Source organism: Streptomyces sp. S186 (genome assembly GCF_051603415.1).
Taxonomy (GTDB): domain Bacteria; phylum Actinomycetota; class Actinomycetes; order Streptomycetales; family Streptomycetaceae; genus Streptomyces.
Window position 1 is genome coordinate 7,430,516 of sequence record NZ_CP193932.1, and the last position, 14,928, is coordinate 7,445,443.

At 69.7% G+C, this 14,928-nt stretch carries 27 protein-coding genes; 26 read left to right on the forward strand and 1 reads right to left on the reverse strand.

The window, feature by feature from the left end; all coding sequences use genetic code 11:
- Positions 1 to 462: 462 nt before the first annotated feature.
- Complete coding sequence (locus ACRAS8_RS32140; protein WP_438489493.1) at positions 463 to 900, reverse strand: helix-turn-helix domain-containing protein; 438 nt, start codon at positions 898 to 900, stop codon at positions 463 to 465.
- 173 nt (positions 901 to 1,073) lie between these two features.
- Here ACRAS8_RS32140 and ACRAS8_RS32145 point away from each other — a divergent pair, with 173 nt between their 5' ends.
- From ACRAS8_RS32145 to ACRAS8_RS32270, 26 genes are all read left to right on the forward strand, one after another.
- Entirely contained in the window at positions 1,074 to 1,319 is a 246-nt protein-coding gene (locus tag ACRAS8_RS32145; RefSeq protein WP_438489494.1) for a helix-turn-helix domain-containing protein, read from the forward strand.
- Position 1,320: 1 nt separating this feature from the next.
- A complete protein-coding gene (locus tag ACRAS8_RS32150) occupies positions 1,321 to 1,674 on the forward strand; it encodes a hypothetical protein (RefSeq protein ID WP_438489495.1) in 354 nt (117 codons plus the stop codon).
- A gap of 86 nt (positions 1,675 to 1,760) precedes the next feature.
- Positions 1,761 to 1,991: a hypothetical protein gene (locus ACRAS8_RS32155; protein WP_438489496.1), complete on the forward strand. Its 231-nt coding sequence runs from the start codon at positions 1,761 to 1,763 to the stop codon at positions 1,989 to 1,991.
- Positions 1,984 to 2,433 (forward strand): hypothetical protein, encoded by a 450-nt coding sequence (locus ACRAS8_RS32160; protein WP_438489497.1) that lies wholly within the window; start codon positions 1,984 to 1,986, stop codon positions 2,431 to 2,433. Before ACRAS8_RS32155 ends, ACRAS8_RS32160 begins: the two co-directional genes overlap by 8 nt.
- A gap of 367 nt (positions 2,434 to 2,800) precedes the next feature.
- The gene (locus ACRAS8_RS32165) at positions 2,801 to 3,232 is read left to right on the forward strand and encodes a helix-turn-helix domain-containing protein (RefSeq protein ID WP_438489498.1); all 432 of its coding nucleotides are present in this window, start codon (positions 2,801 to 2,803) and stop codon (positions 3,230 to 3,232) included.
- 35 nt (positions 3,233 to 3,267) lie between these two features.
- A complete protein-coding gene (locus ACRAS8_RS32170; protein ID WP_438489499.1) occupies positions 3,268 to 3,597 on the forward strand; it encodes a hypothetical protein in 330 nt (109 codons plus the stop codon).
- On the forward strand, positions 3,594 to 3,833 hold the full coding sequence (locus ACRAS8_RS32175; protein WP_438489500.1) for a hypothetical protein: 240 nt from the start codon (positions 3,594 to 3,596) through the stop codon (positions 3,831 to 3,833). Before ACRAS8_RS32170 ends, ACRAS8_RS32175 begins: the two co-directional genes overlap by 4 nt.
- The gene (locus ACRAS8_RS32180) at positions 3,830 to 4,228 is read left to right on the forward strand and encodes a hypothetical protein (RefSeq protein ID WP_438489501.1); all 399 of its coding nucleotides are present in this window, start codon (positions 3,830 to 3,832) and stop codon (positions 4,226 to 4,228) included. The genes ACRAS8_RS32175 and ACRAS8_RS32180 overlap by 4 nt, the downstream gene beginning before the upstream one ends.
- Before the next feature lie 82 nt (positions 4,229 to 4,310).
- Positions 4,311 to 4,517, forward strand: a complete 207-nt coding sequence (locus ACRAS8_RS32185; RefSeq protein WP_438489502.1) for a hypothetical protein — start codon at positions 4,311 to 4,313, stop codon at positions 4,515 to 4,517.
- A gap of 122 nt (positions 4,518 to 4,639) precedes the next feature.
- Positions 4,640 to 5,632: a recombinase RecT gene (locus ACRAS8_RS32190; RefSeq protein WP_438489503.1), complete on the forward strand. Its 993-nt coding sequence runs from the start codon at positions 4,640 to 4,642 to the stop codon at positions 5,630 to 5,632.
- 68 nt (positions 5,633 to 5,700) lie between these two features.
- Positions 5,701 to 6,225, forward strand: coding sequence for a hypothetical protein (locus tag ACRAS8_RS32195; RefSeq protein ID WP_438489504.1), 525 nt, complete (start codon positions 5,701 to 5,703; stop codon positions 6,223 to 6,225).
- The gene (locus ACRAS8_RS32200) at positions 6,222 to 7,157 is read left to right on the forward strand and encodes an exonuclease domain-containing protein (RefSeq protein WP_438489505.1); all 936 of its coding nucleotides are present in this window, start codon (positions 6,222 to 6,224) and stop codon (positions 7,155 to 7,157) included. The genes ACRAS8_RS32195 and ACRAS8_RS32200 overlap by 4 nt, the downstream gene beginning before the upstream one ends.
- A gap of 75 nt (positions 7,158 to 7,232) precedes the next feature.
- A complete protein-coding gene (locus tag ACRAS8_RS32205) occupies positions 7,233 to 7,562 on the forward strand; it encodes a hypothetical protein (protein WP_438489506.1) in 330 nt (109 codons plus the stop codon).
- Positions 7,559 to 7,924, forward strand: coding sequence for a hypothetical protein (locus ACRAS8_RS32210; protein ID WP_438489507.1), 366 nt, complete (start codon positions 7,559 to 7,561; stop codon positions 7,922 to 7,924). The genes ACRAS8_RS32205 and ACRAS8_RS32210 overlap by 4 nt, the downstream gene beginning before the upstream one ends.
- 127 nt (positions 7,925 to 8,051) lie before the next feature.
- Positions 8,052 to 8,783: a hypothetical protein gene (locus tag ACRAS8_RS32215; RefSeq protein ID WP_438489508.1), complete on the forward strand. Its 732-nt coding sequence runs from the start codon at positions 8,052 to 8,054 to the stop codon at positions 8,781 to 8,783.
- Positions 8,780 to 9,040, forward strand: coding sequence for a WhiB family transcriptional regulator (locus ACRAS8_RS32220; protein WP_438489509.1), 261 nt, complete (start codon positions 8,780 to 8,782; stop codon positions 9,038 to 9,040). Before ACRAS8_RS32215 ends, ACRAS8_RS32220 begins: the two co-directional genes overlap by 4 nt.
- Before the next feature lie 82 nt (positions 9,041 to 9,122).
- Entirely contained in the window at positions 9,123 to 10,205 is a 1,083-nt protein-coding gene (locus ACRAS8_RS32225) for a hypothetical protein (protein WP_438489510.1), read from the forward strand.
- Entirely contained in the window at positions 10,202 to 10,945 is a 744-nt protein-coding gene (locus tag ACRAS8_RS32230) for a zinc finger domain-containing protein (protein ID WP_438489511.1), read from the forward strand. Before ACRAS8_RS32225 ends, ACRAS8_RS32230 begins: the two co-directional genes overlap by 4 nt.
- Positions 10,946 to 11,273: 328 nt before the next feature.
- Positions 11,274 to 11,570 carry a zinc finger domain-containing protein gene (locus ACRAS8_RS32235; RefSeq protein WP_438489512.1) on the forward strand — a complete coding sequence of 99 codons (297 nt, stop codon included), beginning with the start codon at positions 11,274 to 11,276 and terminating at the stop codon, positions 11,568 to 11,570.
- The gene (locus tag ACRAS8_RS32240) at positions 11,567 to 11,788 is read left to right on the forward strand and encodes a hypothetical protein (protein ID WP_438489513.1); all 222 of its coding nucleotides are present in this window, start codon (positions 11,567 to 11,569) and stop codon (positions 11,786 to 11,788) included. The genes ACRAS8_RS32235 and ACRAS8_RS32240 overlap by 4 nt, the downstream gene beginning before the upstream one ends.
- Positions 11,785 to 12,090: a hypothetical protein gene (locus tag ACRAS8_RS32245; protein ID WP_438489514.1), complete on the forward strand. Its 306-nt coding sequence runs from the start codon at positions 11,785 to 11,787 to the stop codon at positions 12,088 to 12,090. Before ACRAS8_RS32240 ends, ACRAS8_RS32245 begins: the two co-directional genes overlap by 4 nt.
- On the forward strand, positions 12,087 to 13,511 hold the full coding sequence (locus ACRAS8_RS32250) for a DNA cytosine methyltransferase (RefSeq protein WP_438489515.1): 1,425 nt from the start codon (positions 12,087 to 12,089) through the stop codon (positions 13,509 to 13,511). Before ACRAS8_RS32245 ends, ACRAS8_RS32250 begins: the two co-directional genes overlap by 4 nt.
- A 92-nt stretch (positions 13,512 to 13,603) precedes the next feature.
- The gene (locus ACRAS8_RS32255; RefSeq protein WP_438489516.1) at positions 13,604 to 13,786 is read left to right on the forward strand and encodes a hypothetical protein; all 183 of its coding nucleotides are present in this window, start codon (positions 13,604 to 13,606) and stop codon (positions 13,784 to 13,786) included.
- Positions 13,786 to 14,157 carry a hypothetical protein gene (locus tag ACRAS8_RS32260; protein WP_438489517.1) on the forward strand — a complete coding sequence of 124 codons (372 nt, stop codon included), beginning with the start codon at positions 13,786 to 13,788 and terminating at the stop codon, positions 14,155 to 14,157. The genes ACRAS8_RS32255 and ACRAS8_RS32260 overlap by 1 nt, the downstream gene beginning before the upstream one ends.
- Positions 14,154 to 14,399, forward strand: coding sequence for a LuxR C-terminal-related transcriptional regulator (locus ACRAS8_RS32265; protein ID WP_438489518.1), 246 nt, complete (start codon positions 14,154 to 14,156; stop codon positions 14,397 to 14,399). The genes ACRAS8_RS32260 and ACRAS8_RS32265 overlap by 4 nt, the downstream gene beginning before the upstream one ends.
- Positions 14,400 to 14,550: 151 nt before the next feature.
- Positions 14,551 to 14,853: a hypothetical protein gene (locus ACRAS8_RS32270; RefSeq protein ID WP_438489519.1), complete on the forward strand. Its 303-nt coding sequence runs from the start codon at positions 14,551 to 14,553 to the stop codon at positions 14,851 to 14,853.
- Positions 14,854 to 14,928: the final 75 nt, after the last annotated feature.

Below are 14,928 nucleotides of genomic sequence, written 5' to 3' on the forward strand. Positions count from 1 at the left end.
CGCCTGATCCGGTCGGGGGGTGGGAAACGCCGGCGTGGCTGTGTCCCCTTGGGCCCTTCGCGCGGTGGCCCGGCAGGTACCTTCCCCGCCCTGCCGTGACCTCCCGCGTGGACTGCTCAGTCTTCGTGCCGTCCGATGATGCAGTTGCGGCACGCCTCGCAGTTTCCTCCTTGGCGTCGCACCAGGTCCCGCACGATGCGTCGTTCTCCCACATCGTGTAGGACCTGGGGTGTCGCCACGCACACGAGCTTGCCATCTACTAGTCCTCGGAAGGCGTGGAAGCCTGGGCCGAGGTCCGCGGTGACCATTTCGTGCATGGTCCCCCCTTCCGGGACGAGGGACCTCCCAAGTGACTACCGATAGTCGCACATTGAACGACTCTAGTAACCGGGTTTGCGCGAGTTGATCTGTCATGTGACGGTAACGACCAGGGGCGGTGCGCCGGTTGTGCCTGTGGAGGGGTCAGGTTCCGACGTTCCGGTTCTGTCGGAGGCGGCGCAGCTCATCGATCACGCGCTGTTTCAACTCGCGAATGTCTGCCGCTGACATGCTGTCGGCCACGGCGATCGCCGCATTGGTGACGGCCTGTCCAACGTCCCCTTCGAGGTCGTCGTCGGTCATGGGGCTGACGACGACTCCATCCGTCAGCTTCTCTGCGACGGTGGGGTCGCCGCCGCGCAGAGCCTCCTGGCAGGAGCCGAGTGCCCACTGGAGCACCGTCTCGATCTTGCTGTAGGTGAGGTCTCGGACGGGCTTGCCGTCCTCGATCTTCATGTACGTGTTTATCGTGATGTCGGCGGCCTTGGCCACGTCGCTCTTGTTCATGCCCAGCTCGACGCGCCGACGCCTGACTAGGTCAGCGAGTCGGTCGAGCGCTGTGTCGTCTGTAGGGGGAGGCATGGCGTGCATCGTCTCAGGTACTCGCAGGAACAGCTAGGAACACTCAGATTATGGCTGATTCCTTCACGTCTCCTTAACTCTGGCCTGAGGTTAACACTCGCTATCTGAGATTTTCTACAAGTTACTGCATGGTATTGCTAGTTTCTGCGAGCTTAAGCACGTACATTCTCTTCATGTGCAGACCCCCAGCCACCTACCAGGTGAACGGGGCGGCGATACGAGCGACGCGTAAACGCCAGGGCCTCGGCGTCCGTGAGACTGCAGAGGCAGCCGGGATCAGCCGCAGCTACCTGCAACGGCTGGAAACCGGCACCAGAGAGCAGATGCGACCGCCCACATACGCCGCACTCCGCAAAACGCTCCACGCAGAAGAGGACGAACTCCTCATCCCCCACGAGGAGCCCAACGAGAAGAGGTGACATGCCCAGTCCCAAGGACAAGCCCACTGGCGCTGATCGCGACGCAGTCGTCGAAGCCGCCATCGAGGCCCTTGAGCGTGACGAGGTGATGCTCGACCCGAAGGACGCCGCCAGGGTGATCGGCTGCGGCGAACGATGGCTCCGCGACGGCGCCAACCACAGCGGCTTTCCCCACCACCGCCTCGGCAAGTTCCTGAAGTTCAGCCTCCAGGACTGCCGCGAGATCCGGGCGATGAACCGTGAGAAGGCCAAGCCGTCCGAGCTGGCCAAGGTGCGGCGCCGCAAGGCGGCCACCCGCAAGTCGACACGCAGCGGCCCGGCCCCCAAGCCGGCTGCGGTCCCCGTCGCCGCTTAAAGCGGCAAGCGGGCCCAGCCGCCGGGCTCTCACACACCGGCAACCGGGCCCTGACGCACCACCCCAACCACAGAAGGGCAGGCGTCATGAACGCCATTCAAACATCAACTCGTTCCGCGGCCGACCCGACGGTCCTTGTCGAGGTTCGGAAGCGTCTCCTCGCGGACCCGGCCCACTCGGACGCTGCGGTGTCCGCGACCTCGATGTCTCTCTTCCTCGTGCAGCACCCGGAGGTTCGGGTCTCCACCCTCGCCGACTACCCCGAGTTCGCGGCCCGCTTCACGGCCACCGAGGCAGGCGGTGACCGCCGTGGCTGACGACCGCCTGACCGAGATCGCGGCTCGCGTGGCCGCCGCCTCCCCCGGCACGTGGTGCACTGAGCGAGACCTCCACGGCCACTACACGATCTCTGCGAATGTGCGCACCGGACCTACCGGCTTCTTCCGGGATCGGGTGATCGCTCACCTGGCGGACGGCGACGAAGCCCAGGTGTACGCCGACGCCGCATTCATCCGCGACGCCCATGAAACCGTGCCGTGGCTGCTCGCACAGCTGGAGCAGGCCCGAGCCATCGCCGTCGCGTTGGAGCAGGAGAAGGCGCGCCTCCGCGAAGAGGTGTTGAGCGACGCCGCAGACCGGATCGAGCGGCGCGCGGCCCAGCTGCACGCTGTATGGCTGCGGGCGGACGAAGTGTGCGCCGTGTTGCGCCGTCTCGCCGTCGACGCCGGCATCCCGGCCAGCGAGGGCGGCGTCTCGTGACCGCCGAAACCACCCCGATCCGAACTTCTGGAGGGGACATGAGCGCACAAACCTGCCACGTCCATGTAGCTGGCTGCTACCAGTGCCGCCGCGACCGGACGAGAGTCGCCTACCTGCGGCGGCTCCTTACCGATCCCGACACGGCAGGCACCCAGGCCCGCGAGCGATTCCAGCGAACAGATGAAAGGGCCCACGAAGAGCACCTTGACGCCTGCGAGTCGTGCCAGACCCTCGCCGCTGAACTGTGCCGCATGGACCGGGAAGTCGAGCAGCTGGCCATGCAGGCAGCCGCCCACGTCGTGTGGCCGGACGGCCGTCGCCTTCCACCCCGAGCCCTCGCTCGCCGCGTGAACGGATGGAACGAGCCGTGAACACCTGCACACAGCCCGGTTGTGACCGGCGGCACTACGCTCTGGGTCTCTGCCAGCGGGACTACCTGCGTCAGCGCAAGCACGACAACCCTGCTGCCGCCTATCGGCCCTACGAGTTGCAGAAGAGCGACGTCGACGAGGCGGCTGTGCGGCGCTTGATGGTTGGTGATCCGCCCGCCTCGTACACGCGCCCGGAACGCGCCGAGGCGGTGCGGCAGCTGCACAGGGTCGGCTTGACCGACAACCAGGTCGCGGCGCGTCTCCGCGTGGAACGCATCACCGTCTGGCGAGTCCGCACCCGGATGGGGCTGCCTATCAATCGGGAGCGCATGCGCCGTGCCGTGGGCGCCGGATCCCCGAACTACCTGCTGCCACACCCGTGGCTCACAGCTTCAGTGAACGATGCGCGGAGGAGGACCGCCTCATGACCGCCGCGTTCACCCCGATCCGCCTTGGAGGCGCCGTGTCTCTGACCGCATTCGACCAGGCCCGCGGCCACCGGCTCCTCGCCGAGCTGGGGGAGTCCTACCCGCACCTTCCGGCCGCGGAGGTGCACGTGCACCGACAGATCTCGCTGGTGGCTGAGCTGACCATCGACGTGTCCCTGCACGGCGACGAGGAAGGGTTCGCGCAGTGGCAGCGGGCCCTCGGCATCACCGAAGTGGAGACCCGGCGGATCGAGTTCGGCGGCTGGGTGTCCTCCGGGCACGTCACCCGCGACGGGATCACCGTCATCCTCACCCTGCATCACCGGCAAGAGGCTCCGGTGCTGGCTCTGGCGGTGGCGTCATGACCGCTGGCGGGCACCTCTCGATCCGGGCTCAGCGTCTGCTCGCGGAGATGCGGCGGGATCCGCTGCGGACCTGGACGACGGGCCAAGTGCGGGAGCTGTACACCGAGATGGGCCTCGGCCCGCAGAGGTCGACCGCTCGACGCGACCTGCAGCACCTGGCAGTGCGCGGCCGGCTCGTCGAGGCAGGGCCGGAGAACTGCCGGGTGTACCGACTGAACCAGGCGGCGAGCCAATGACGATCCGACTCATCCTCCGCCTCCGCCGCCAACTCGCCGAAGCCCGCAGGGAGAACGCCCGCCTGAAGCGTGACCTCCACAGCCTCGACGGCGAGATCGCCGACGTGCGGGACGCCAACACTCAACTCCACCAAGAGGCCGCCGTCGCCCTCGCACGGCAGGTCGCCGCGATGGTGACCATCGACCAGCTCACCGCCGAACGCGAGCGCCTACTGGCCGAGCTTGAGAAGGCCATCGACTGGGCCACCGAAGTAAACCGCGTCAATGCCTACATCGATCAGCAGAACCGGCATCTGACCGCCGACAACGAGCGCCTCCGCCGCGAACTCGCCGCGCTGACACGTCCGGTCGCCCGCGTCATCCCGCTCCAGCAGCGCGGCCCCGACGCCGCCTGACACACCCCACCGCACCACCTCCGACGGGACAGCCATGCCTAAAACCGGCTCGATCCCCGTCCAGAACCGACAGGAGACACCCGTGACCAAACTGCCCGACGAGATCGTCTGGACGCTCATCAACACCGAGGACTGGGGCGGCGGCCTCGAACGCACCTACCGCGCCCAGGACGTCGATCACGCCGGCTGCGGAGGCGACGTTCTCCTCGTCCACCTGCACGACGAGATGGGCGCGATCACCGGCGCCCACTCCCGCTGCGCCAAGTGCGACGACGACCTGACGGCCTGACAGCCCCGCCCGGCCGCCACGCACACCGCGGGCGGCCAACCCCAGCACACCCGAAAGGGCAGCACATGAGTACCGAACTTGTCCGACACTCCGCCCCCGGCGGTGCCCTCTCCCTTGGCGCAATGAGCCCTCACGAAGCCTGGCTGTTCTGCCAGTCCATCTCAGGAGCCAGCCTCCTCCCGCAGGAGTACCGCAACAATCCCGGCTCCGTTCTGTGGGCCATGGAGTACGGGCGCGCTCTCGGCATCGACGTGGTCACCACCATCACCACCATCCACGTCATCAAGGGCAAGCCCACCCAGTCCGCCGACCTGATGCTGTCCCGGGCCCGCGAGGCTGGCCACAAGGTCCGCATCCGGCAAGAGCCAGGCCAGTGCACCGTCAGCATCTGGCGGTCCGACGACCCCGAGTTCGAGAACGCCATCACCTGGACGTATGACGACGCGGTAACCGCCGGACTGTGCGAGCTCCGCAACAACCGCCCCTACTCCCGTAGCCAGAAGGGAGAGAAGCAGAACTGGGAGAAGTACCCGCGCGCCATGCTGCGGTCCCGCGCTATCGCCGAGTGCGTCCGCGCCGCATGTCCCGAGGTGCTGCACGGAGCGATCTATACAGCCGAGGAACTCGGGGCCCGAGTAGATGACGCGGGACTGCCGATGGACGCAGAGGTGCACCAGCTTCACCGCGTGGAGCCCCGCCAGGCCAATCAGGGGTCAACGCCCGCACCACAGCCCGCCGCGCCGAGCCGGGACTACCTCCACGAGGCCAGCCAGGCGGCCGATGCCGCCACGGTGCGGCGGATCTGGCAGGAGGCTAAGGCCGACGGCGCTGTGCCCGAGTACCTGGCGCAGATCGCCGAGGTCGGCAGGGAGAAGGCTGCCGCCGAGCAGACCGACACCTCGGCGGACGTCGAAACCGTTGACGCCGAGATCGTCCCTGACCAGCCGGCCGACGAGCACGCCGCCGCCGAAGCCGACCTCCGCCAGTTCGCTGCCCAGGTCGGTCTCGATGACATCGACCGCGATGCCGAAGGCGCCCTCGGCATGCCGCTCTCCGAAGCCAAAGCCGATGCCATCCGCGCATTGCTCGGCCAGCTCCGCGGCCACGCCGCATAACCCCGCACGACCGACGGTCGCCCCCGCGGCAATCGGGGGCGACCGACCCAACCAGGAGACCACACCGCATGGACCTGCAAGCCCTCGCACTCGAAGAGGCCGCCCTAAAGAGCCTCGCCGACGCCGTCACCGACCGCCTCAAGGAGGTGAAGGCCGCCATGCAGGAAGCCCTCGTCGAAACGGGCGCCTCCCGCATCGACGCTGCCCTGCCCGACGGCACCAAGGTCGCCACCATCTCGCGCTCCGACGCCAAGCCGGCCGCCGTCGTCACCGACCCGGACGCCTTCCTCGCCTGGGTGCGCAAGAACAGCCCCCACAACGTCACCACCCGGCTCGTCACCGAGGTACGCCCGGCGTACACCACCGCGCTCCTAGCCGAGATGACCGCCGCCGGCGCCGCCACCGTCGCCGACAAGGAGACCGGCGTCGTCGAGGACGTCGACGGCGTCGAGATCCGCGCGACCCGCTCCCTCACTCACTCCGTCCGCCCCACCAAAGACGGCCGCGACCGCATCGCCGCCGCCTGGCGCAACGGCGAACTCGGCCACCTCAATCTTCCCCAGATCGCGGGCCCCGCGAAGGAGGCGTCATGACCAGCTGGCACACCCAGTCACTCCGAGCATTCGACCTGGAAACCACCGGCGTCGAAGTAGAGACCGCCCGCATCGTCACCGCCGCCGTCATCGACTTCACGCCGCGCGCCGCCGACCTGGACGGACTGCCCGACCACTCCCACCTGTGGCTCGCCGACCCCGGCGTCGATATCCCCGCCGAAGCCACCGCCGTTCACGGAGTGACCAGCGAGCACGCCCGCACCCTCGGGCGCCCGGCCGCCGAGGTCGTCGAGGAGATCGCCCGCGCGCTCACCGCGGCGCTGGAGATGGGCGTGCCCGTCGTCGCGATGAATGCGCGTTTCGATTTCACGATCCTCGACCGCGAATGCCGGCGCCACGGGCTGCCGTCGCTGGAGCAGCGCCTCTGCCAACCGGTCGGCCCGGTCATTGACCCGTTCGTCCTCGACAAGCAGGCCGACAAGTACCGCAGGGGTTCCCGCAAGTTGGAGGCTCTCGCTGCCCACTACGGCGTCGAGCTGACGGACGCGCACACCGCTGATGCCGATGCCCGCGCCGCCGTCGAGGTCGCTGTCGCCATCGCTGAGAAGTACCCGCAGCTACAGGTCCGGGCAGACCAACTGCACGCCTGGCAGATCCAGTGGGCCGCCGAACAGGCCGCTTCCTTCCAGGAGTACAAGCGTCGTATCGATCCGACCGTCGTCATCGACGGCTCCTGGCCGCTCGTCCCGTATCAGCCGCACCAACCTCGCCGCGGTGACGCTGTCGAGCAGTGGCTGAAGGCCCAGCGTGACGTGCAACGCGACCGGTTCGGCCGAACCCCTGCCTGGCACAACCTCGACGACCTGCTCGACGCCTACCGCCTGCACGCCGACACCCGCACCCCGCTCGGCGAGCACGTCTGCACGGCGCAGGCCGTCGGCGACTGCGACTGCCTCGAAACCGCCCCGTAGGGCACCCCGAGCCGCCGCCGACCGAAACGGCGGCGGCCCACCCCTCCAGCAGAACACACCCGCCAGGAGACCGCGATGAACCATCCCGTCGAAGCCCGATGCGACCACTGCAAGCAGACCCGGCCCCTGTTCCTCTACGAGCCTGACCACAACGTTCACGTACTGCCCGTCACGTGCGAATGGTGCGACCGCCAGCAGCAGCCCCTGCTCTGCTCGGGCTGCTGGGGAAAGGAGCGCCTGCGGGAGGAGAACGCTCCGATGGGCGCCGACGAGGAAGCCGCCACCGCCTTCTTCATCCGCGCCTCGCGCAACAACGCCCGCATCCTCGCCCGCCAGGAAGCCGACAAGGCCACCTGTGAAGGCATCGCCCGAGCGACTGAGCAGGCCGAGGGCGGTGCGCGATGACCCGCCGCCTCACCCCGGCCGAACGCCTCGCCGCCGCCGACAAGAACACCACCCTCGACACCATCGTCGCCCGCACCGACGACTGGGACAGGTTCCTCGTCGAGCAGGCCATCTGGCACTTCGGGCTGGCCTGCGACGAGTGGTCCGCCAACGACCTCCGCGACGTCCTGCCCGAGCTGTCCCACGGCTACCTCGGCGCCGCCATCAACTCGCTGCGCACCGCCGGGCTGATCGAGCACACCGGCCTGATGGTGCCCTCCACCAGCGGCCCCACCCACGGCCACCGCATCTCCGTTTGGCGACTGTCCCTCAAGGGCTTGCTCATAGCCCAAGCTCGCCGGCCCCGGCAGGCCGCCGCGTGAACCGCCTCCGCCGGCTCGCCGCACTCCTCCGCTGCCGAGAACCCCTCGACCCGCAACTCGCCGCCTACGAAGCCCTCTACCGCGCACCCGCCGCCAGCCGCCGCAACGCCCGAAAGGAGTCACGATCTTGACCGTCACCGACCTCGATCGCTACCGCAACAAGAAGCGCCGAGAACTCAACCGCCACCACGGCATCCCTAACCGACTGGCCCCTGACGGAGCCCGTGCCCACATCGCCCTTCTTCGCCAGACCATGAGCTGGGACCGGATCTCCAAGGCGAGCGGCTGTTCTGCCTGCTACCTCCGAGACATCGCCGCGGGGCGCGTGACGCGAATCAACCGCGTTACCCACAACAAGATCATGTCAGTGGTGGCGGCCACCAACCGCGACGGCGGCTTCTACATCGACGCAACCGGATCCGTCCGACGTGTCCGTGCCCTCATGGCCCGCGGGCACGCCCAGCACACCATCGCCGGCGCCGCCGGCACCACCCAGACGCGGATCGCCCTCCTCGCAGCCGGCCAACAGCGCATGCGTCAAATGCTCGCAGACAAGATCGAAGACGCCTACCGGCAGCTCCACCACATGGACGGCACCTCCACCCGCGCTCGCAACGTCGCCTCTGCTCGCGGCTGGCAAGACGTCGACTACTGGGATGACGTCGACCGCATCGACGACCCCACCTTCGACCCGAACGCCCGCGACAGCCGCACAGAGATCCTTGGCCACGACGGCATCGAACTCGTCGAAATTCAGGGCTACACCGCCGAGTTCGCCGCCCAACGCCTCGGCGTCCGAGAGGTCACCCTCGCTCAGGCCATCCGCCGCTATAAGAAGCAACTGGAGGCCGCCGCGTGAACACCGACTGGCGGACCGAGGCACTCTGCGCCCAGATCGACCCCGAAATCTTCGCCCCCGACGTCTGCAACGCCGCCACCGTCAGGGAACCGAAGTCCACCTGCGAGGTGTGCCCCGTCAAGGCCACCTGCCTGGAGGAAGCCCTCGCCGAGGAGCAGGGACTCCCGCCGCAGATGCGAGGCGGTATCCGCGGAGGCACCACCCCGCGCGAGCGCCACGCCATCGCCAAGCGACGCCAGCAGGCCGCCGCCGCCTAGACACACCAACGCTCCACGCGCCGGACCGACGCCAACAGCAGTAGCCGCCCAGCCCCGACTACCCCCGCCCGAAGGAAGACCCATGGCACGCGGACACGGTCGCATCCTCACTTCCATCTGGGAGGACGAGGACTTCCTCAACCTCGACGAGCGCGATCAGCGCATGTACCTGTTCCTGATCTCGCAGCCCAACCTCAACCACGCCGGCCTGCTCGACCTCACCCTGCGCCGCTGGTCCCGCAAGGCCCGCGGCCTGACCGTCGCCGAGCTGGAGAAGCGCATCACTGCGCTGGACGAGGCGCGCTTCGTGGTCGTGGACGACGATACCGAGGAGCTCCTCATCCGCTCGTTCGTCCGCAACGACGGCGTGTGGCGCATGCCGAAAGTCATGGGCGCCATGGTCTCCGGGGCGCTGGAGATCTCCTCCAAGCGGCTCCAGAGGGCGCTCCTGGCGGAAATGGACCGCATCCCGCTGGGCGAGCTCAACGACGAGCCAGCGAAGCTCCGTAACAGCACCGAAGGGCCCTCGATCCGCCAGCAGATCGCTGACCACATCGAGACCCTCCGGAAGGCGTTCGGCACCCCCGAACCCGACCCCACCCGAGGGGGTTCCCGAACCCCCTCCGATACCCCCTCGGGAACCCCCTCCGACCCCCCTGACGAAGGGGGTCCGAAAGGCTCTACGCGCGGGCGCGCGGGCACGCACATGCGCGCGGCCCCTGCCCCTGCCCCTGCCCCTGCCCCTATCCCCAGCCCCGTAGAAGAGGGGGGTGGTTGCGGTAGTACCTACAACCTCGCACACGCGCCTGCGACCGCCACGCCGCCTCACGGCGACGCCCCCATCGACATGGACGGCGGATTCGCACTCAACGACGGACTACGCCGCTGGGCCAACCGTGACGGCTACGCCCCCCTCGTAGACCTCGACTACGAGACCGCCCAGTTCATTAGCCACTTCCGCGCCAACGCCCAGCGCCGCAGCAACTGGAACGACGAGTGGCAGAAGTGGATCCGCCGCGCACACAAGTGGGCTGTCGAGCGCGCACAGCGCCAGCCCTCAAACGTCCTGCAACTCCCGACCGGCCAAACCCTCACCGGCACCGATGCGACGGTCGCCGGCTGGGCCGCCCTCGCCGCCGATCCCCGATCCGAGGACTCCGCATGAACGAGTACGAAGCCGCCGAACTACTCGGCCACTGCGCCGCCTTCGACAACCGCAAGCCCTCCAAGGCCGCCGCCATCGCTTGGGCCTCCGCCCTCCACGACGTGCCTCTCGACAACGACGCCAAAGCCGCTGTCGCGGCGTACTACAGCACCCCACCCAAGGACCCCGACCAGAAGCTGTGGATCCTCCCGCACAACGTCCGCACCCTCCGCAGCAAGATCCGCTCGCAGCGGCTGGAGAACTTCCAGTACGAGCCGATCGCCAACGAGACCACTGCCGAGTACCTAGCCCGCTACCGCGGTCAGGTGCAAGCCATCGCCTCCGGCCGCGTTACCCCGCCGTCTGGACGGCTCGCGCTCACCGGCGGCCCGCACCGGGACGTAGCGAAGGAGCTGGCCGGTGTCGGCCGGGCGGTTCCGGACTCCGACGAGGAGTCGCTCCTCGACACGGTGCGCCGCGCGGGCCCGCTCGGCGTCCAGTGCCCGGCGTGCAGCGCCGAAATAGGCCGACCGTGCAAGACACCTGGCGGCAGCAGCAAGCAACCCCTCGGTAAGCCCCGCTCCCAGCCGCACACCGCCCGGATCCGCGCAGCCTCCGGCCAGCCCGATGTCACCCCCGAACAGCGGGCCGCCGAGGAAGAGCGCCGCCGCGAGGCATCCCGACGGGCACTGGCCCGCATGCAAGCCGAAGAGGACATCCCCGACGCCGGGATCGTCGAGCCCGAGAGCGAGGCGTCGTGACCGACTTCGACCCCGAAGACATCACCGAAATGCGCAAACAAGGCGACCTGCGGTCGTTCCTGCGAGGCCAGATCGCAGAGGGCAAGAGCCGCCGCCAGGCCGCTACCACACCGCGGTCCGCACCGGCTGTGCCCGGCCGCCGGCCGGGAGCGTGGCCTCCTGGCACCAGGCCACCCGCCCCACCGTCCAACCCGCCCGATGCTGCCGAGTGCGCCCGTGCCCTCACCGAGTACCGCGAGTGGTCCGAAGCCGGCGCCAACCCCCGCACCGTCGGCCCGCCCTGCGAATGCCCCGCCTGCCGCCGCAACCCCGACACCAGGAGCCAGACATGACCCGCATGCCCGACAGCATCCGCCACACCCTCCGCGCCGCCCAGCACCCCGCCCGCGCCGTGCCCTGCCCCCACTGCGGCGCCCACGAGCACCAGCCCTGCACCACACCGAGCAAGCGCCGCCTCATGCCCCAGCCCCACCCGCAGCGCGTCTCCAACTGGGTGCAGATCGTGGCCTGCTGCCCCGCCTGCCAGGTCGAGCCTGGCGTCCCGTGCCACGAAAACGGCTGGCCGCTGCGGAACGGCGACACCCACCCCCGCCGACACATCGAGGCCCAGGAGACCGCGGCATGACCCCGATGGAGCGGCTGCTCGCCGAGGAACTGCCGACCGGCACCTTCGGCGACGCGCCCCAGCAGCGCCGGACCACAGGGGAGCAGCGACGTGTCAGCGGCGTCTCCGCGATCCAGGCCGCCGCCAACCGGCGCGCCCTGGAAGAAGCCGTCGGCGGGAAGCGCAAGCCGCAGCCTCGCCGCCACCTCTACGCCGTACCGACCAGGAGCGCCGCATGACCCAGATCCTGCCCATCGGCACCCCGGTGTGGGTCGCCCGGGCCGCTGACCCGTCGACGGGCCGCCGCGCGCTGGCCGGCGACGGGGTGGTGACCAGTCACGTGCCGTGCAGCGCCTGCTGGCAGCGGTACACCGGCTCGATCCGGCGTATGTCCCGGGCGGCCTACGTCGCGGTGGCCGCAGCGTGCGACACCCCGGCCGGTTTCGTGGCCACGGTCCACCGTCGGCCCGTGACCGTTATCGCCGACGACCCCACCGTGATCGCTGTGCCGATCACGAGCGACGAGCGGAGCACGGCATGAGCGGCCCCCGTATCGGCTCCCTGTTCACCGGAACAGGCGCCCTCGACCTGGCCGTGATGGACGTGTTCGGCGGCGAGGTGGTGTGGCACTCGCAGTACGAGCCGCCGGACAAGGACGGCCGCGAGGACACCAACCAGTACGCCGCCAAGATCCTCGCCAGGCACTGGCCGACAGTGCCGAACCTGGGTGACGTCACCGCCATCGACTGGGCCGAGGTGGAGCCCGTCGACATCCTCACCGGTGGCTTCCCCTGCACTGACGTCTCCACCGCCGGTCGCCGTGCCGGCCTCACCCCCGACACCCGATCGGGCCTGTGGACCCACATGGCTCGCGCTATCCACGTCCTCCGACCCCAACTGGTGGTGATCGAGAATGTCCAGGGCCTCCTCTCAGCGAAAGCTGCCGGCGACATGGAACCCTGCCCGCAGTGTGTGGGAGACGGATCTGTTGAACCTCCACTGCGGGCATGCGGAGCCGTTCTTGGGGACCTGGCCCGCCTCGGGTTCGATGCGGAATGGTGTGTCGTCGCAGCGTCGGAGGTCGGCGCTCCCCACCCCCGCAAGCGTGTCTTCGTCATCGCCTGGCCGGCTGCTGCCGACGCCGACGGCGGGCAACCCGAACGACGGGGAGTCGCTGGAGTCCTGGGAAGCCAGGCGGCGACGGAATCTCGCGAAGGGGATCAACGGGAACGGGCAGGGCACGCCGCTGGGCATCGCGGTGAAGCTGCTGCCGACGCCCCGCACTTCGGACACGAACGGGGCCGGAGTGCACGGGACGGGCGGGCCGGATCTGCGAACGGCGATCTCGCTGCTGTCCACGCCGACAGCACGGGACTGGAAGTCCGGCGAGTCGAACCTGATGGACCGGAACGCCAGGCCGCTGAACGAGGTGATCGTGAACCTGCTGCCGACGCCGACGGTGGCGGACTCCAGGGACACGGCGAACTTTCGGCCGGACGGGACGCCCTACGGCGACGGATACGGGATGACGCTGACCGACGCGACCCGGCTCCTGCCGACGCCGCGAGCGTCGGACGAGGAGAAGGGCGGGCCGAATCAGCGGGGCTCGAAGGGCGACCTGATGCTGCCGAGCGCCGTGTCCCAGATCTCGAACTCCGCGCCGGAGACTGCGACATCGACTGGGGTCCCTACAGCCCCGCCATCTGGCGCTGGGAGCGGATCCTTGGGCGACGGGCCCCATGGCCAACTGATGTTCGGGGACGTCTGAGCCCGGTCTTCACCGAGTGGATGATGGGCCTGCCCGAGGGTTGGGTCACGGAGACGCCGGGGCTGACGCGCAGCGCGATGCTGAAGGCCCTCGGGAACGGTGTGGTGCGGCATCAGGCCGTCGCCGGCATCCAGCTGCTGCACGAACGGGCCGGGCTTCCGGCGCCCCGCCTGGCCCTGGAGGCCGCCGCGTGACCGCCCGTTGCCGTGCGTGCGGCCGTCGTATGCGCCGCCGGGCTCCGGATGGTCTCGGCCCGGTGTGTCGCCGCCGCACCCAACCCGCCGTGATGGCACCGCGGTTGGATCTGCCGCACCCCGTCCCCGCCGGCTCCGGGCAGCTCGCGTTCGACGACCCGCCGCCCACCGTCCCGTGCTCCGAGTGGCCGGCACCCCGCCGACTCGCTCGCCGCACCGTGACCGTGCCCGGACCCGACACCTGGAACCCCAACCCACCCGAGGAGGCTGCGTGATGCCCATCGATCACCGACCGCTCCAACTCGTCGGCGAGGTATCCGGCAGGGGTGGCCTCCCGGAGCTCGTGCGGGCCGTCGACGGGGAGCTGGAGCTTCGGTTCACCCTCAGCATCCCGCGCTGGCGGAACGGTCGGCTCGACGGCCGGGACTACCACCGGGTCGTGCTCCGCAACCCCGGCACCGGCGACGCCTCGGCCTACGCCGGAGTGCTTCGCCCCGGTCGGCGCCTCCACGTCCACGGCGTGTGGCGCACCCGAGTCGGCATCGACGGCGCCGTCGACGAGCTCGTGGTCACCCGCCTGTGGACGCCGCTCCCGATCCCCGCCGGCACACCCGCAGGCCACCCCCGCGAAGGAGACCCGCTGTGACCGCCCCGACGGCGCCACGGGCCACCCTGACCGGCCCGCAGCTCGAAGCGCTGGTGTACGCGGCGAACGGCCTGACGTCCAGCCAGATCGCCCACCGCATCGGCTGTACCGCGGCCGCTGTGAACCTCCGCATCCGGTACGCCGCGTACAGCCTCGGCGCGTCCAGCCGCACCCACGCCGTAGCCCTCGCCCTCGCCTCCGGCCTCATCAGCGCCGACGAAATCCGCCCCGCGAAGCGCTGAGTGCCCGCCAGAGCCCCGCAGAGCATCGCGGGGCTCCCAGGCCCCACATCGACCGCCAACGGCCGCCACGCGGCCCTACAGACCCGTAGGAGACCCCGAAGTGACCCACCGACAGGAACGAACAGCCCCCGAGACGGCCACCAGTGGCCGCGTGAGCGCCCCGCGCAGCGAGAACGACGCCAAGGGCGCCGGAACACCCGAGAGGACCGCAGACGGGCACGTGGCGCCCCGCGACCCCACGACACCCAACGCCACCATCCGCCGGCAGCTTGAGCAGATCCTCGCCCTACGCGAAACCGTCATCCAGCAACAGGCAGCCCTCGGCCGCGTCCGGGCGCTCGCCGCCGACATGCGCACCTGGTGCTCACCACGCGGCCTCGCCGCCGACTACGCCGACCGACTCCTCGCCGCCCTGGAGCCTCCGGACGGCCAGCCCGCCGACGGCACGAGATGAGGCTCCTGTGCGCGCTACTCGCCGCATGGTTCGCCTACCTCGCGCTCGGCCCGCTCGTCGCCCCGGTGCGGCTCG

Bases quoted from the DNA above. Each gene is read 5' to 3' on its own strand.
- ACRAS8_RS32140 (WP_438489493.1), bottom strand. From the start codon at position 900: ATGCCTCCCCCTACAGACGACACAGCGCTCGACCGACTCGCTGACCTA.
- ACRAS8_RS32145 (WP_438489494.1), top strand. From the start codon at position 1,074: ATGTGCAGACCCCCAGCCACCTACCAGGTGAACGGGGCGGCGATACGA.
- ACRAS8_RS32150 (WP_438489495.1), top strand. From the start codon at position 1,321: ATGCCCAGTCCCAAGGACAAGCCCACTGGCGCTGATCGCGACGCAGTC.
- ACRAS8_RS32155 (WP_438489496.1), top strand. From the start codon at position 1,761: ATGAACGCCATTCAAACATCAACTCGTTCCGCGGCCGACCCGACGGTC.
- ACRAS8_RS32175 (WP_438489500.1), top strand. From the start codon at position 3,594: ATGACCGCTGGCGGGCACCTCTCGATCCGGGCTCAGCGTCTGCTCGCG.
- ACRAS8_RS32180 (WP_438489501.1), top strand. From the start codon at position 3,830: ATGACGATCCGACTCATCCTCCGCCTCCGCCGCCAACTCGCCGAAGCC.
- ACRAS8_RS32190 (WP_438489503.1), top strand. From the start codon at position 4,640: ATGAGCCCTCACGAAGCCTGGCTGTTCTGCCAGTCCATCTCAGGAGCC.
- ACRAS8_RS32195 (WP_438489504.1), top strand. From the start codon at position 5,701: ATGGACCTGCAAGCCCTCGCACTCGAAGAGGCCGCCCTAAAGAGCCTC.
- ACRAS8_RS32200 (WP_438489505.1), top strand. From the start codon at position 6,222: ATGACCAGCTGGCACACCCAGTCACTCCGAGCATTCGACCTGGAAACC.
- ACRAS8_RS32205 (WP_438489506.1), top strand. From the start codon at position 7,233: ATGAACCATCCCGTCGAAGCCCGATGCGACCACTGCAAGCAGACCCGG.
- ACRAS8_RS32210 (WP_438489507.1), top strand. From the start codon at position 7,559: ATGACCCGCCGCCTCACCCCGGCCGAACGCCTCGCCGCCGCCGACAAG.
- ACRAS8_RS32225 (WP_438489510.1), top strand. From the start codon at position 9,123: ATGGCACGCGGACACGGTCGCATCCTCACTTCCATCTGGGAGGACGAG.
- ACRAS8_RS32230 (WP_438489511.1), top strand. From the start codon at position 10,202: ATGAACGAGTACGAAGCCGCCGAACTACTCGGCCACTGCGCCGCCTTC.
- ACRAS8_RS32235 (WP_438489512.1), top strand. From the start codon at position 11,274: ATGACCCGCATGCCCGACAGCATCCGCCACACCCTCCGCGCCGCCCAG.
- ACRAS8_RS32240 (WP_438489513.1), top strand. From the start codon at position 11,567: ATGACCCCGATGGAGCGGCTGCTCGCCGAGGAACTGCCGACCGGCACC.
- ACRAS8_RS32245 (WP_438489514.1), top strand. From the start codon at position 11,785: ATGACCCAGATCCTGCCCATCGGCACCCCGGTGTGGGTCGCCCGGGCC.
- ACRAS8_RS32250 (WP_438489515.1), top strand. From the start codon at position 12,087: ATGAGCGGCCCCCGTATCGGCTCCCTGTTCACCGGAACAGGCGCCCTC.
- ACRAS8_RS32255 (WP_438489516.1), top strand. From the start codon at position 13,604: ATGGCACCGCGGTTGGATCTGCCGCACCCCGTCCCCGCCGGCTCCGGG.
- ACRAS8_RS32260 (WP_438489517.1), top strand. From the start codon at position 13,786: ATGCCCATCGATCACCGACCGCTCCAACTCGTCGGCGAGGTATCCGGC.